Genomic DNA, 15,250 nt, shown 5'->3' with positions numbered 1-15,250 from the left:
GTTACGCCAAATCCCTTTCCAGCTTCCGGATATTTTGAACTTTTCCGATGACGACGATGATATCCTCCGATTGCAACTTATAGTCGGGGGAGAGCTCGATGATGGTATTCTGATCGTGCTCAATGGCAATGATATTCAGGCCGTATTTTTTACGGATATTGATTTCCTGAATGGTTTTTCCTTCGATAAAGCCGCTGACCGGTACCTGTTGGATCTCGATATCATTGTCCAGGAAAATGAAATCCAGGAAGTTTCCGGACAGGAGCTTCTTGCCCAGACGGATGGCCATATCCCGCTCCGGATAGACCACCTCCGCGCCGATTTTCTCCAGAACAGCGCCCTGATCCTGACTGGTGGCCTTGGAAATCACGTGGGGCACGCCCAGGGAAACCACGTTCAGGGTGGTCAGAATACTGGTATCGATACGGCTGCCGATGCAGACGATGACAGTATCGCAGTTTTGGATTCCCACCTCTGACAGGGTAGCCTTGGAGAGGTTGTCACAGACAAAGGCGTATTCGGTATACTGCCGCATAGCCTTGACCTTTTCTTCATTTTGATCGACGACAATGACCTCTTTTCCGGCCTCCGCCAGAGTGATGGCAAGAGCAGTTCCAAAACGGCCCAGGCCGACGATTCCAAAGGTAGAATTTGCATTTTTCTTCATCTTTTTCGCTTCCTCATTTCTGTAATGATAGCAGGCAAAAGAGCCTGACAAAAACATGTTATGTTAACCGATGGTGATGGATTCTTCCGTGTACCGGGCATTCTGCTCCGGCCGTTCAATCCACATGGTGATAATCGTAAATGCACCCAGTCTTCCGATAAACATCAGGAAAATCAGGAGCAGCTTGCTGGCTGCATGCAGATCCGCCGTGATTCCCGTGGACAGTCCTGCGGTGCCGAAGGCAGAGACAACCTCAAAAAGCAGCTGCCTCATTTCAAAGGAAGGCTCCAGGAGACAGAGCAGAAAGGTTCCGATGAGAACGACACTGAGGGACAGCTGGGTAATCAGAAAGGCCCGGGAGGTATTTTCCGGGGAAATGCTCCTGTGAAAGGCTCCCATGTGTCGCTTATTCAGGGCACTCCGCATGGTCTGCATCAGGATAAAGAAGGTGCTGGTCTTGATACCGCCTCCGGTGGAGCCGGGGGACGCGCCGATAAACATCAGCAGAATCATCACAAAGAGTCCTGCATGGGAAAACTCATTTATAGGGTAAGTGGCAAAGCCGGCAGTCCGGGGGGTGACGCTGTTGAAAAACGCGCCAATCCAGGGCATATGCTCCGTAAAACGAAAGATCAGGGTACCCGCAATCAGAAGCGTCAGGGTGGTGCTTATAACCACCTTAGAGTGGAGGGTCAGCTTCCGGAAGGAGCGGTTTCTCAGGACGTCCAGGATCACCAGGAAGCCCAGGCCGCCGAAGATAATCAGGCCGCCGGTAACCAGGTTCAGCAGGATATCGTTCTGGTAAGGAATGAGACTCTGGCCACCGCCCAGAATGTCGAAGCCGGCGTTATTAAAGGAGGAAATGGAATGAAAGATACTGATTCCCACAGCCTCCAGAGGCGGATAGTCCCGGACAAAGACCGGAAAGCTCAGAAGAGCGCCCACTGTTTCGAAAATTAAGGTGGTAAGCAAGATAGCCTTTAACAGCCGGACGATGCCCCTGAAGTTGTCCACATTGAGGGCTTCCTTTAAAAGAAGCCGGCTCTTAAATCCCACCCGCCGTTTGGTAGCCAGCATAAGGCCTGCGCCCATGGAGGTGAAGCCCAGACCGCCGGTCTGGATAAGCAGCGCCAGAATCACCCGGCCGAAGACCGTATAGGTGTCGCCGGGGTCTACGGTCACCAGGCCTGTGACACAGGTGGCGCTGGTGGCGGTAAAAAGCGCGTCCAGAAAGCTGGTATGGACGCCGGGGCGCAAGGATACCGGCAGCATGAGGAAACAGGCACCGGTTAGGATAACCAGGAAAAAGCCCGCGGCAATCAGTCTTGCGGGCGGCTGGATTTTAATAAAGCGTAAAATATGTTTCATAGGATCTCCCTTGGTTTTTAACGACATGTCTCTATTATACGGGGAAAGAGTGGAAGGAACAAGAGATTCGGGGAAAATTAAGAAAAAATCAAACTTTATTTTGGAGGAAATGGCACTTGCACCACCTACGAAACCGTGTTATGATTTAGCAGTAGTAGTGAAACAAATGTTAGCAAAGGCTAACCTTTGAAAACAGGAGGACAGTTTGATGTCAATTTTGGTAACAGGCGGTGCAGGCTTTATCGGAAGCCACACCTGTGTAGAGTTATTGAATGCAGGCTATGAGGTAGTAGTTGTAGATAATCTGTATAATGCAAGTGAAAAAGCGCTGGAACGCGTGGAGCAGATTACAGGAAAGAAGGTTACGTTCTATGAGGCGGATATTCTGGATCGTGACGCCCTGAATGCCATCTTTGATAAGGAGCAGGTTGAATCCGTTATTCATTTTGCAGGCTACAAGGCCGTGGGCGAGTCGGTACGCAAGCCCATCGAGTATTACTATAATAATATTACCGGAACTCTGATTCTCTGTGACGTGATGAGAAAGCACAATGTAAAGAATATTGTGTTCAGCTCCTCAGCTACCGTATACGGTGATCCGGCATTTATCCCGATTACCGAGGAATGCCCCAAGGGTAAGATTACCAATCCCTATGGACAGACCAAGGGCATGCTGGAGCAGGTGCTGACTGATATCTTTGTATCCGATCCGGAGTGGAGAGTGGTACTGCTTCGTTACTTCAATCCCATCGGCGCCCACAAGAGCGGCCTTATCGGTGAAGATCCGAAGGGCATTCCGAACAACCTGGTTCCCTATGTGGCGCAGGTAGCCATCGGCAAGCTGAAATGCCTGGGCGTCTTCGGAAATGACTACGATACCCACGACGGAACCGGCGTGCGTGATTACATTCACGTGGTAGATCTGGCAAAGGGACATGTGGCAGCGATTAAAAAGGTAGAGAAGACCGATCCCGGCGTACTGATTTACAATCTGGGTACCGGAAAGGGCTACAGTGTTCTGGATGTGGTTCATGCCTTTGAGAAGGCTTGCGGTAAAAAGATTCCCTATGAGATCAAACCGCGCCGTGCAGGCGATATTGCCACCTGTTACGCAGATCCCACCAAGGCAAAGAAGGAGCTGGGCTGGGTAGCGGAGTATGGCATTGAGGAAATGTGTGAGGATTCCTGGAGATGGCAGACCATGAACCCGAACGGTTATGCAGACTAAGATAAGAGTTGGAATATAGAACTGTTTCGGGATACTGCTGCGAATCAGAGCGGCAGTATCCCCTTTTTGTGGAATAGAAACTATTTTTATAACGTATGAAAAATTAATTACAGGGGAGAAAACATGAGAAAAGGATTTGACAATGACAAATATCTGGCTATGCAGTCGGAGCATATTCGGGAGCGTATCGCCCAGTTTGACAATAAGCTGTATCTGGAATTCGGTGGAAAGCTCTACGACGATTATCACGCGTCCCGCGTTCTGCCGGGTTTTGAGCCGGACAGCAAGCTGCGGATGCTGATGCAGCTGGCCGATCAGGTAGAGATCGTCATCGTAATCAGCGCGGAGGATATCGAAAAAAATAAGGTGCGCGGCGATCTGGGAATCACCTACGATTCCGATCTGCTCCGCCTGAAGGCTATCTTTGAGTCTAAGAACCTCTATGTGGGCAGCGTCTGCATTACCCATTTTGCAGGCCAGTACAGCGCGCAGATGTTCCAGAGCCGTCTGGAGAAAATGGGCATAAAGGTATACCGCCATTACCTGATTCCGGGATATCCGAACAATATTCCTTTTATCGTAAGCGACGAGGGCTACGGCCACAACGAATATATCGAGACCACCAAGCCGCTGGTGGTTGTCACTGCGCCGGGGCCGGGAAGCGGAAAGATGGCTACCTGTCTGTCCCAGCTCTATCATGAGCATAAGCGCGGCGTCCGCGCAGGCTATGCCAAGTATGAGACCTTCCCCATCTGGAATCTGCCCCTCGGCCATCCAGTAAATCTGGCTTACGAGGCGGCTACCGCGGATCTGAACGACGTCAATATGATTGACCCCTATCATCTGGAGGCGTATGGAAAAACTACGGTAAATTATAACCGGGACGTGGAGATCTTCCCGGTGCTGCGCGCCATGTTTATGGAGATTTACGGGGAATGCCCCTACAAGTCCCCCACAGATATGGGCGTCAATATGGCCGGCAACTGTATCATAGACGACGAGGCCTGCCGGGAGGCGTCCGGACAGGAGATTATCCGCCGCTACTATCAGACACTGGTCAATATCGCCCGGGGCAGATCCAAAGAGGAAGAGGCTTACAAAATCGAGCTTCTGATGAATAATGCAGGCGTGACGGTCAAAGATCGAAAGGTCGTACCGGCAGCCCTGGCCCGCGCCGAGGAGACCGGACACACAGCCGCAGCCATCGAGCTGCCGGACGGCACCCTGATTACAGGCAAGACCAGCGATCTGATGGGAGCCTGCTCCGCCCTGCTTATTAAGGCGTTGAAGCATCTGGCAGGCATTGACGAGGAGGTACTTCTGATTACTCCCAATGTCATTAAGCCGATCCAGAAGCTGAAGGTAGAGTATCTGGGCAGCCGCAATCCGCGTCTTCACATGGAAGAGGTTCTGATTGCCCTGTCCTCCAGCACAGAGAGCAACCCGCTGGCAGATCTGGCTCTCCGCCAGCTTCCGAATCTCCGGGGCAGCCAGGTGCATACCTCCCGGATGCTGAATGCGGCAGATGAAAAGACTTTCCAGAAACTGGGAATTATGCTGACCTCTGAGGCAAAATAGATACAGAGAAAGAACGTAGAAGAATGGAAAACCGGGACTGTCCGCTGAGACAGTCCCGGTTTTTGGTTTGCGTTTATAGAAAGTAGAAAGCTTAGTTCTGATGTTCATTCCGGTATTCCAGCGCCGCTGCCACAAAGCCCCGGAACAACGGATGGGGCCGGTTCGGCCTGGATTTCAATTCCGGATGGGCCTGCGTCGCCAGGAAGAACGGGTGATCTTTCAGCTCGATCATTTCCACAATCCTTCCATCCGGCGAAATACCGGAAAGCGTCATCCCAGACTGACGCAGCACCTCACGGTAATCATTGTTGACCTCATACCGATGGCGATGACGCTCATGAATGGTCTCCTCGCCGTACAGCTCGTAAGCCTTTGTATCCTTATCCAGAATACACGGATAAGAACCAAGCCGCAGGGTACCGCCGATATCCTCGATTCCATCCTGATCCGGCATCAGATGAATCATTGGATGTGTGGTATTGGGATCCAGTTCCACACTGTGGGCGTCATCGTAGCCGATCACATGGCGGGCAAACTCCACAATGGCCATCTGCATACCCAGGCACAGCCCCAGGAAAGGAATATTATTTTCACGGGCATAGCGGATGGCGCTGATCTTACCCTCGATACCGCGATCGCCGAAGCCGCCCGGCACCAGAATACCGTCCACATCGGACAGATACTCCGCCGCATTGGCGTCGTTGACCAGCTCGGAATCCACCCATTTCAGATCTACCACAGAGTGGCTGGCGATACCGCCGTGCTTCAGGGCCTCCACCACACTGATGTAAGCGTCATGCAGCTGGATATATTTTCCAACGATGGCAATGCGGACCTTGGAGGTGGGATGACGGAGAGCGTCTACCATGGCAGTCCAGTCGCTGAGATCCGGTTCGGGACAGGGCAGGTGCAGACATTCGCAGGCCACCTGGGCCAGCTGCTCCTTTTCCATGGCCAGCGGGGCCTCGTAGAGATACTCCACATCCAGGTTCTGAAGCACATGGGAGCTGGGCACATTACAGAACAGGGCAATTTTGTCCTTCAGATGGTTGTCCAGCGGATGCTCGCTCCGGCAGACGATAATATCCGGCCAGATCCCCATACCCTGCAGATCCTTCACGGAGGCCTGGGTCGGTTTGGTTTTCAGCTCGCCGGAGGCCTTGATATAGGGAATCAGGGTAACGTGGATCAGAATGGCATTTTCATGTCCCACATCATGCTGGAACTGACGGATGGCCTCCAGGAAAGGCTGGCTTTCGATGTCGCCGACGGTACCGCCCACCTCGATGATGGCAATATGAGTCTCTTCCTCATTAAAATTGCGGTAAAAACGGCTCTTGATTTCATTGGTAATATGGGGGATAACCTGGACCGTACCGCCGCCGTAATCGCCCCGGCGTTCCTTATGCAGAACAGACCAGTAGATTTTTCCTGTGGTAACATTGGAATTTTTTGTCAGAGATTCGTCGATAAAGCGTTCGTAGTGACCCAGATCCAGGTCCGTCTCCGCGCCGTCGTCGGTGACGAAGACCTCGCCGTGCTGTACGGGATTCATGGTGCCCGGGTCGATATTGATGTAGGGGTCAAACTTCTGCATAGTCACCTTGTATCCTCTGGCCTTCAGAAGACGGCCCAGAGAAGCCGCTGTGATACCTTTTCCAAGACCGGAGACCACTCCGCCGGTGACAAAGACATATTTAACAGGCATGTACGTTTCCTCCTTATTTGATAGTGGGATAATAGGTAAAAAATAACTGAATTATTATACTACTGTGAAACAGGAAAATCCAGAAAAACACACTAAAAAAATTATGGAAATACGCAGGAAAAAAGAGAAAAATCATGGCTGACTGCGTTCAGCCGCGCCATTCGCAAAACTGCTCCTTTGGAGCTCTCCGCTGCTGTCGCAGCTCATTTTGCTCATACCATGGCGCTCCCTCCAAGATTTCATACATACGGATTTTCATGCAAGCATGAAATCCGCATATATGGAACCTTGGGCTGAACTTGTTTAGGGAAATTTCAGATTTTTCCATATTGCTTTATCCTTTTCCGGACATTATAATAGAAGTGTTATGGTTGGAGGATTTTCTGTAATTTCCATGCTATAGCATACAAGGAGGAGAAATATGGAAGAACATAACAAAAATTCCAACCGCCCCTCCGGAGGCGGAGATAACAATAAGAATCCGAAGAACCGTCAGAGCATTCTGATGTTTCTGATCATTGCCATGGTGGCGATCCTGTTCTGGAATTATATCGGAAGCATGGGCAGCACCAGCAATACCATTACCTACAATGAATTTGTACAGATGCTGGACGAGGGCAAGGTAAAGGAGGTTGAGATTACCTCCAGCAGCCTGAAGATCACAGCGAAGGAAAAGGACGCGCTGGGTAGGGAACAGATCTATACTACCGGAATTGTGCCGGATTACCAGCTGCAGGAGCGTCTGGAAAAAGCAGGCGTGGAATATTCTTCTCCCATTGAGGATATGAAGGCTGTAATCCTGTCCGCGGTGATTAATATTATTCTGCCGATTGTGCTGCTGTGGGGAGCTTTTGCCTTGATTATGCGCCGGATGGGCGGCGGTGGCGGCATGATGGGTATGAACGTGGGCAAGAGCAAGGCCAAGGTTTATATTGAAAAGGACACCGGCGTCACCTTTAAGGATGTGGCCGGAGAAGAGGAAGCAAAGGAGTCGCTTCAGGAAGTGGTAGATTTTCTTCATAATCCGGGCAAATACGCCCAGATCGGAGCAAAGCTGCCAAAGGGTGCCCTGCTGGTGGGCCCGCCGGGAACCGGAAAAACCCTGCTGGCCAAGGCTGTGGCAGGAGAGGCGCATGTGCCGTTTTTCTCTCTGTCCGGATCGGATTTTGTGGAAATGTTCGTAGGCGTGGGCGCGTCACGTGTGCGGGATCTGTTCCAGGAAGCCAAAAAGCATTCACCCTGTATCATCTTCATCGATGAGATAGACGCCATCGGAAAAAGCCGTGATTCCCGCATGGGAGGCAACGACGAGCGTGAGCAGACCCTGAATCAGCTGCTGGCAGAGATGGACGGCTTCGACAGCCATACTGCCTGCCTGGTGCTGGGAGCGACCAACCGTCCGGAGGTTCTGGACCCTGCGCTTTTGCGTCCCGGCCGGTTTGACCGCCGGGTTATCGTAGATCGCCCGGATTTGAAGGGCCGTGTCGATATCCTGAAGGTTCATTCCAAAAATGTCAAAATGGACGAAACGGTGGATCTGGACGCCATCGCCCTGGCTACCAGCGGAGCTGTGGGCTCCGACCTGGCCAACATGATCAACGAGGCCGCGATCCTGGCAGTCAAGAACGGACGCAAGGCCGTATCCCAGAAGGATCTCTTTGAATCAGTAGAAGTAGTTCTGGTGGGAAAAGAAAAGAAAGACCGTATCATGAGCAAGGAGGAGCGCCGTATCGTATCCTATCACGAGGTAGGACACGCCCTGGTAAGCGCCCTGCAGAAGGATGCGGAGCCGGTTCAGAAAATCACCATCGTACCCCGTACCATGGGAGCGCTGGGCTATGTGATGCAGGTACCGGAGGAAGAAAAATACCTGAATACGAAGAAAGAAATTGACGCCATGCTGATAGGACTTCTGGCAGGCCGGGCTGCAGAGGAAATCGTTTTTGACACCGTTACCACGGGAGCGGCCAACGATATTGAGAAGGCCACCCGTCTGGCCCGGGCCATGGTTACCCAGTATGGTATGTCCGAGAAATTCGGCCTGATGGGACTGGAGGTACAGGAAAATGAATACCTGAACGGCCGTACCGTCATGAACTGCGGCGACGCCACAGCGGCCGAGGTAGATACGGAGGTTATGAAGATTCTGAAGAACTCCTACGAGGAGGCAAAGCGTCTTCTTTCCGAAAACCGGGAAGCGATGGATAAAATTGCCGACTTCCTGATTGAGAAAGAGACCATCACAGGTAAAGAATTCATGCAGATCTTCCGGGAGGTCAAAGGTCTTCCGACCCCGGCAGGCAGCGAGGAGGCCAGTGTCCCGACTTCTACACCGAACGACGAACCAGAAGCATAACGTAACACCTTTCAAAGACAGGGGCTGTTGTGATATGAGGCAGACAGCTTTCTTATATCCAGATGTAACGAGAAACGGGCGGACATGGGATATGGAAAGCTGAAAGCCATGTATATTACAGCAGCCCCGTCCGTTTATAAGGAGCCATCCCATGCAATTCAACATCGAAGAAGAATTAAAAAAGCTTCCATCCAAACCGGGCGTCTATCTTATGCACGACGAGACCGACGCAATCATTTACGTGGGGAAAGCCATTTCCCTGAAAAACCGGGTGCGTCAGTATTTTCAGAGCAGCCGGAACAAGGGACCGAAAATCGAGCAGATGGTCACGCACATTGCCCGCTTTGAATATATCATTACCGATTCAGAGCTGGAAGCCCTGGTTCTGGAATGCAATCTGATCAAGGAGCACCGTCCAAAATATAACACCATGCTCATGGACGATAAGACCTATCCTTACATTAAGGTAACCACCAATGAGCCTTACCCCAGGGTCCTGTTTTCCAGAATGCTTAAGAAGGACAAGGCCAGATACTACGGGCCTTATACCAGCGCCGGAGCAGTCAAGGACACCATAGAGCTTATCCATAAGCTTTATAAGATCCGCACCTGTCACCGGGTTCTGCCCCGGGATATAGGAAAAGACCGCCCCTGCCTGAATTATCACATTCACCAGTGCGACGCTCCCTGCCAGGGTTATATTTCACAGGATGAATATGGAAAAAACATAGCCCGGGTGCTGGATTTCCTGAATGGAAATTATGCCCCGCTTTTAAAGGAGCTGGAGAAAAAGATGACAGCGGCTTCCGACGCCATGGAATTCGAAAAGGCTATCGAGTACCGGGAGCTTTTAAACAGTGTGAGACAGATTGCCCAGAAGCAGAAAATCACCAACAGCGACATGGAAGATAAGGACATTATCGCCCTGTCCTGCGATGGCTGGGACGCGGTGGTGCAGGTCTTTTTTATCCGGGACGGACGTCTCATCGGCCGGGATCATTTTTATCTGAAGACCTATGAGGGAGAGCCGAAGGCTGCCATTCTGGGAAGCTTTATCAAGCAGTTTTATGCCGGCACACCCTACATTCCCCGGGAGCTGATGCTGGAATGCGAGGTCGAGGATCAGGAGCTCATCGAGCAGTGGCTGACAGCCCGCAAGGGGCACCGGGTCTATCTGAGAGTACCCAAGATCGGGGAAAAGGAGAAGCTGGTGGAGCTGGCGAAGAAAAATGCCAGTCTGGTTTTGAGTCAGGATCGGGAGCGGATCAAGCGGGAAGAAGGACGGACCATAGGCGCTATGAAGGAAATTGCGGATATTCTGGGACTTCCCGGGATTCATCGTATCGAGGCCTTCGATATCTCCAATACCAACGGCTTCGAGTCGGTAGGATCCATGATTGTCTACGATCATGGAAAGCCCAAACGCAGCGATTACCGCAAGTTTAAAATCCGTACCGTGAAGGGGCCGGACGATTATGCCAGCATGCGGGAGGTGCTGACCCGTCGGTTTACCCACGGACTGGAGGAAAGCCGGGAACTGAAGGAGAAGGAAATGCCGGAGGAGGTAGGAAGCTTTACCCGGTTTCCGGATTTGCTGATGATGGACGGCGGCCGGGGGCAGGTCAATATTGCCCAGCAGGTGCTGGAGGAGCTGGGACTTAACATCCCGGTCTGCGGTATGGTCAAGGACGACAATCACCGTACCCGCGGCCTCTATTACCAGAATAGCGAGCTGCCCATTGAACGCAATTCCGAGGGCTTCCGCCTGATTACCCGGATCCAGGACGAGGCTCACCGCTTCGCTATCGAGTACCACCGTTCCCTGCGAAGCAAGGAGCAGGTACATTCCGTGCTGGACGATATCGAAGGGATCGGTCCGGCCAGAAGAAAGGCCTTGCTGCGTCATTTCCAGTCGCTGGAGGCTATCCGGGAGGCAGACGTGGAGACGCTGGCAGCCGTACCCTCCATGAACCGGGCGGCCGCGGAGAAAGTATGGAAATTTTTCCATTGATCCTTGTACCGCTCTCAGGCAGTATGGTAAAATAAAAACAGAGTCTGCGATACCGGATTCAAGCGGGAATGCAGGAAACGCAGACAGTCAGAATTGATAAAAAGGGAAAATAAGGAAGCGAGGAAACAAAAATGGGAAGTGTACAGACCGTAGACATGACGCTTATGGTGGAAAAACTGAATCTGAAGAATCTGACGCCGGAGATAGAGCTGACAGGAAAGAAGCTGGCGTCCCCGGAGATTAACCGTCCGGCTATCCAGCTGTCCGGATATTTCGCGCATTTCGCCACAGAGCGTGTGCAGATTTTGGGATATGTGGAATATACGTATCTGCAGAGCAGAACTGACGAGGAAAAGAAGCCTATCTACGAGAAGTTCTTTTCCAGCAATATCCCCTGCGTGATCTATACTTCCCGTACAGAGCCGGAGCCCTATGCCCTGGAGATGGCTAATCAATACGGCGTTCCGGTCTTTTATTCCGACAAGAAGACGTCCAACTTTATGGCAGCCATCATCGGCTGGCTGAACGTGCAGCTGGCGCCCCGTATCTCGATCCATGGCGTACTGGTCGACGTATACGGTGAGGGCGTCCTGATTATGGGTGAGAGCGGAATCGGTAAGAGCGAGGCGGCCCTGGAGCTGATTAAGCGGGGACACCGACTGGTAACCGACGACGTGGTGGAGATTCACAAGGTCAGCGACGACACCCTGGTGGGCCGTTCTCCGGAGATCACCAAGCATTTTATCGAGCTGCGCGGTATCGGAATCGTGGACGTAAAGACGCTGTTCGGTGTGGAGTGTGTCAAGGAAACCCAGACCATCGATATGGTAATCAAGCTGGAGGACTGGGATAAGGACAAGGAGTACGATCGTCTGGGACTGACAGAGGAGTATACTGAATTCCTGGGCAATAAGGTAGTCTGCCATTCCCTGCCCATCCGTCCGGGCCGGAACCTGGCGATCATCGTAGAGACGGCCGCTGTCAATAACAGACAGAAGAAGATGGGCTACAACGCGGCTCAGGAGCTGTACCGCCGCGTACAGGAGAGCATGGCAAGAAAGAACTAAAAAAGTGATGGGGGATAAGAACATGAAGAAATATTGTTTTGGAGCCGATATCGGCGGAACAACCATGAAGCTGGGACTTTTTGATTCAGCTGGTATCGTATTGGATAAATGGGAGATTCCGACTCGTACGGAAAAGAAAGGGGAAGCGATTCTTCCGGATCTGGCAAAGGCTGTTCTGGATAAAATGGAGGAGAAGAAGCTGGATCGGAGCGAGATCGCAGGCATTGGCGTAGACGTGCCGGGACCGGTGGCCGCAGACGGCAGCGTGCCCCATACGGCGAATCTGGGATGGGGCTATAAGGCGGTAACGAAGGAGCTGACCGAGTTGACCGGACTTCCCTGTAAGGCAGGAAATGACGCCAATGTGGCAGCTCTGGGTGAAATGTGGCTGGGCGGCGGAAAAGGTCATCGGGACGTCCTGATGATTACGCTGGGAACCGGAGTCGGCGGCGGGATCGTCATAGACGGAAAGATTCTGGTGGGCGCCCATGGAGCAGGAGGCGAGATTGGACATATCCATGTGAAGGACGGCGAGGAAAGACACTGCGGCTGCGGTAACCAGGGCTGTCTGGAGCAGTACGCGTCTGCGACCGGTATCGCCCGCCTGGAGCAGGAATGGCTGGAGAAGAGCAACGAGGCGTCTGTGCTGCGTGAGCGGGAAATCAGCGCCCGTTCCGTGTTTGACGCATTAAAAGAGGGGGACGCGCTGGCAGAGAAAATCGTAGAAGAGTTCGGCGCGTATCTGGGCAAGGTGGTTGCGGTCATGACAGCCGTATTAGATCCGGAGATCATCGTAATCGGCGGAGGCGTATCCAAAGCTGGTCCCATTCTGCTGGATTATGTGCAGAAGCATTATCAGACCGTAGCCTATAAATCTACCCGTGAGACCCCGTTCGCCCTGGCAGAGCTGGGCAATGACGCAGGTATCTATGGCTGCGCGAAGCTGATGCTGGACGAAAGAGCAGAGGCCTGAGATTTCAGCGCTTTGTGCAAATCACAGAAAAATCGACAAAAATTACCAACATTTTTGGACGGCAGAACGTATTGACTTTTGGGGGAACGCGTAGTAGAATCATACCAACAAAAGATAATACAGAGAAAATACTAATGATAACAAAGGCGTTACCAATTCCCGTGGTGATGCCTTTTTCTATATTACAGGGCACCAGGCCCTATCTCTCCCTTTTATTTGCGTGAGCAGTGAGCCAAAGTCCATGCTTGCATGTGACCTTGGCGAATGCCTCCGCATTTTTTTTGCCCTTTTTAAGTGGGTGTTCTATATTGTGTTCCCGTTCATTCATTGCTATAATAAAATAATAGATTTTTACAACAAGAAAAATATGGAATAAAGGAATATGTAAAATTTATGAAAAAGCTTACAAAAGAGAAAGGGTTAGAGCTGGCATTCTTTGCTTTCCTTTTGCTGATCTGGATCGCCTGGGCCTGGATCCTGCCCTTTAACGAGGGGCCGGATGAGTATATGCGCTCCCGTATCGTGGATTATATCGTGGAATACGGCAAGCTGCCCACAGGTTATCAGCAGGAAATTATGGATTATTCCTGGGGCTTTACCTATGGCTTCCGGCCCATTCTGCCCCAGATGGCAGAGGCGCTCTTTGTGCGGATTGCCATGCTTGTGACGAAGGACGCCTTTTCCCTGATTTTTGCGGGACGTCTGGTCAGCGTGATCTGCGGTTTGATTTTTGCCGGGTATGTGAGGGCAATTTCCGTAAAGCTGTTTGACCGGAAGACGGTACAGTGGCTGTTTACTCTGCTGACGGTCTGTCTGCCCCAGGCCTGCTTTCTGTTTACCTATCTGAATTGTGATTCTATGGCGCTGATGGCTACGGCCATGATTCTGTTCTATGTGCTCAGGGGAATGGAAGACCGGTTTTCCGTCAGAACCTGTATCGGGATTGCGCTTTCCTGCGCTATCTGTATCCTGTCCTACTACAATGCCTATGGTTTTCTGATTACCGCGGCCCTGATTTACCTGGGCTTTCATCTGGAATGGAGCCGGAAGGAGCCGGATCCGGAGCGGAAGAAGCTGATCTGGCAGCAATTTTGGAAAAAGGGTTTTCTGATTCTGGGTATCGTACTGGTATTGGCAGGCTGGTGGTTTGTACGGAATTATTTCCTGTACGACGGGGACATTCTGGGACTACGGACCCAGGAGGAGTATGCGGAGCATTACGCCATGGATATTCTGAAGCCCTCCAACCGGCAGAATTATCGGAACCAGGGTCATTCCATGGCCTATATGCTGTTTCATTCAGACTGGGCCATTTCCGTATGGAAGAGCTTTATCGGCGTACTGGGCCCCTTGTGGTATGCTCTGCGCTGGTGGATGTATCTTGGCTACAGTCTGCTTTTTGCAGCCGGAGTTTTTGGAATGCTGGCAGAGAGTATCGTAAAATTCCGCGGTAGGACAGAAAAGACGCTGCCCGGTTCAGAGCGTCTGTGCTGGCATCTGGGAATGCTGGTGGCAGTTCTGGTTCCGAATATCCTGAATTTCTGGTATTCCTATGGGACGGATTACCAGCCCCAGGGACGCTACAGTATGCCTATGCTGCTTCCCTTTATGTATTATATAGCCAGAGGCCTGTATTTCTGGGTGAAATGGCTGGAGCGACGGTGGGGAGAGGCAGCTCGGAAGGCCATATCGGTGTTGCTGACGCTTGTCTGTCTGTGGATGGCAGGCTGCGCCCTGTTTTGCGTGGTGAAAATCATGTGGCCCGCCTACCGGGAGGTAGAGGATAAATCCGTGGTGCGGGTTTATACCATGGAGGAGCTTTACGGGGAAGACTGGGAAGAAAAGAAGGAAAAATAAAAAAAGCCCCATAAACGGGAGGATGCCAGGCAGCTATTCTGCCTGGCATTTATTATGAAAAAGTTTATTCAAAAAATAAGTAATGGACTTTGTTAGGTGTTTCTTTGTTTTTCTTTATCTTATACTGTTATTATATGGGCGGAAAATGAATTCGATATGAGCATGAATTGAACGATTTTTAAAAGAAATATGAATAAAATATGAACGGAGATTTTGCACATTTTGTTAAAAATCAAAGAATTTTACAAAAATTTAAGATGTAATTTTATATAATCTAATGATTGACAGTTTCTGAAATTCCTGTGTATAATATGTCACATATCAAAGGAGATTTGGAAGCGGATATTCCGCCGGACCGAATCTCCTTTTTTATTGCCACACGTAATGAGCAAAGCTCGTTACCGTTCTGCAGGGAATGTATTATAACTCCGGAGCCC

General features: G+C 51.2%; 10 protein-coding genes. 7 read left to right on the top strand and 3 right to left on the bottom strand.

Annotated elements, in window-relative coordinates; all coding sequences use genetic code 11:
- Window position 1: 1 nt before the first annotated feature.
- Together ACTNCH_RS02725 and ACTNCH_RS02720 are read right to left on the bottom strand one after the other, a co-directional pair.
- Window positions 2–724, bottom strand: coding sequence for a potassium channel family protein (locus tag ACTNCH_RS02725; RefSeq protein WP_441014985.1), 723 nt, complete (start codon window positions 722–724; stop codon window positions 2–4).
- 6 nt (window positions 725–730) lie between these two features.
- Window positions 731–2,035, bottom strand: a complete 1,305-nt coding sequence (locus tag ACTNCH_RS02720) for a TrkH family potassium uptake protein (RefSeq protein WP_441014987.1) — start codon at window positions 2,033–2,035, stop codon at window positions 731–733.
- A 208-nt stretch (window positions 2,036–2,243) separates the two neighbouring features.
- Between ACTNCH_RS02720 and galE the strand changes: the two genes are divergently transcribed.
- Complete coding sequence (galE, locus tag ACTNCH_RS02715) at window positions 2,244–3,263, top strand: UDP-glucose 4-epimerase GalE (protein ID WP_441014989.1); 1,020 nt, start codon at window positions 2,244–2,246, stop codon at window positions 3,261–3,263.
- 123 nt (window positions 3,264–3,386) lie between these two features.
- Window positions 3,387–4,841 (top strand): DUF1846 domain-containing protein, encoded by a 1,455-nt coding sequence (locus ACTNCH_RS02710; RefSeq protein WP_441014991.1) that lies wholly within the window; start codon window positions 3,387–3,389, stop codon window positions 4,839–4,841.
- Window positions 4,842–4,932: 91 nt separating this feature from the next.
- Here ACTNCH_RS02710 and ACTNCH_RS02705 read toward each other — a convergent pair whose 3' ends face one another.
- Window positions 4,933–6,549: a CTP synthase gene (locus tag ACTNCH_RS02705; RefSeq protein ID WP_441014993.1), complete on the bottom strand. Its 1,617-nt coding sequence runs from the start codon at window positions 6,547–6,549 to the stop codon at window positions 4,933–4,935.
- Window positions 6,550–6,970: 421 nt separating this feature from the next.
- On the opposite strand from ACTNCH_RS02705, the gene ftsH reads away from it, so the two are divergent.
- The 5 genes from ftsH (at window position 6,971) to ACTNCH_RS02680 (ending at window position 14,813) form a co-directional block, all read left to right on the top strand.
- Window positions 6,971–8,905 (top strand): ATP-dependent zinc metalloprotease FtsH, encoded by a 1,935-nt coding sequence (gene ftsH / locus ACTNCH_RS02700; protein ID WP_441014995.1) that lies wholly within the window; start codon window positions 6,971–6,973, stop codon window positions 8,903–8,905.
- 151 nt (window positions 8,906–9,056) lie between these two features.
- Complete coding sequence (gene uvrC / locus ACTNCH_RS02695; protein ID WP_441014997.1) at window positions 9,057–10,916, top strand: excinuclease ABC subunit UvrC; 1,860 nt, start codon at window positions 9,057–9,059, stop codon at window positions 10,914–10,916.
- 131 nt (window positions 10,917–11,047) lie between these two features.
- Window positions 11,048–11,983, top strand: a complete 936-nt coding sequence (gene hprK, locus ACTNCH_RS02690; RefSeq protein WP_441014999.1) for an HPr(Ser) kinase/phosphatase — start codon at window positions 11,048–11,050, stop codon at window positions 11,981–11,983.
- A 22-nt stretch (window positions 11,984–12,005) separates the two neighbouring features.
- On the top strand, window positions 12,006–12,956 hold the full coding sequence (locus tag ACTNCH_RS02685; RefSeq protein ID WP_441015001.1) for an ROK family glucokinase: 951 nt from the start codon (window positions 12,006–12,008) through the stop codon (window positions 12,954–12,956).
- A 393-nt stretch (window positions 12,957–13,349) separates the two neighbouring features.
- Entirely contained in the window at window positions 13,350–14,813 is a 1,464-nt protein-coding gene (locus ACTNCH_RS02680) for a DUF2142 domain-containing protein (RefSeq protein WP_441015004.1), read from the top strand.
- The last annotated feature ends 437 nt before the right edge of the window (window positions 14,814–15,250 follow it).

It is taken from the genome of Candidatus Merdisoma sp. HCP28S3_D10, from assembly GCF_052065835.1.
Classification (GTDB): Bacteria; Bacillota; Clostridia; order Lachnospirales; family Lachnospiraceae; genus Laedolimicola.
This window is presented reverse-complemented; position numbering and strand designations above follow the sequence as displayed.

Excerpts from the sequence above, each read along its gene's own strand:
- ACTNCH_RS02725 (WP_441014985.1), bottom strand. The coding sequence starts at position 724 with ATGTTTTTGTCAGGCTCTTTTGCCTGCTATCATTACAGAAATGAGGAA.
- ACTNCH_RS02720 (WP_441014987.1), bottom strand. The coding sequence starts at position 2,035 with ATGAAACATATTTTACGCTTTATTAAAATCCAGCCGCCCGCAAGACTG.
- galE (WP_441014989.1), top strand. The coding sequence starts at position 2,244 with ATGTCAATTTTGGTAACAGGCGGTGCAGGCTTTATCGGAAGCCACACC.
- ACTNCH_RS02710 (WP_441014991.1), top strand. The coding sequence starts at position 3,387 with ATGAGAAAAGGATTTGACAATGACAAATATCTGGCTATGCAGTCGGAG.
- ACTNCH_RS02705 (WP_441014993.1), bottom strand. The coding sequence starts at position 6,549 with ATGCCTGTTAAATATGTCTTTGTCACCGGCGGAGTGGTCTCCGGTCTT.
- ftsH (WP_441014995.1), top strand. The coding sequence starts at position 6,971 with ATGGAAGAACATAACAAAAATTCCAACCGCCCCTCCGGAGGCGGAGAT.
- uvrC (WP_441014997.1), top strand. The coding sequence starts at position 9,057 with ATGCAATTCAACATCGAAGAAGAATTAAAAAAGCTTCCATCCAAACCG.
- hprK (WP_441014999.1), top strand. The coding sequence starts at position 11,048 with ATGGGAAGTGTACAGACCGTAGACATGACGCTTATGGTGGAAAAACTG.
- ACTNCH_RS02685 (WP_441015001.1), top strand. The coding sequence starts at position 12,006 with ATGAAGAAATATTGTTTTGGAGCCGATATCGGCGGAACAACCATGAAG.
- ACTNCH_RS02680 (WP_441015004.1), top strand. The coding sequence starts at position 13,350 with ATGAAAAAGCTTACAAAAGAGAAAGGGTTAGAGCTGGCATTCTTTGCT.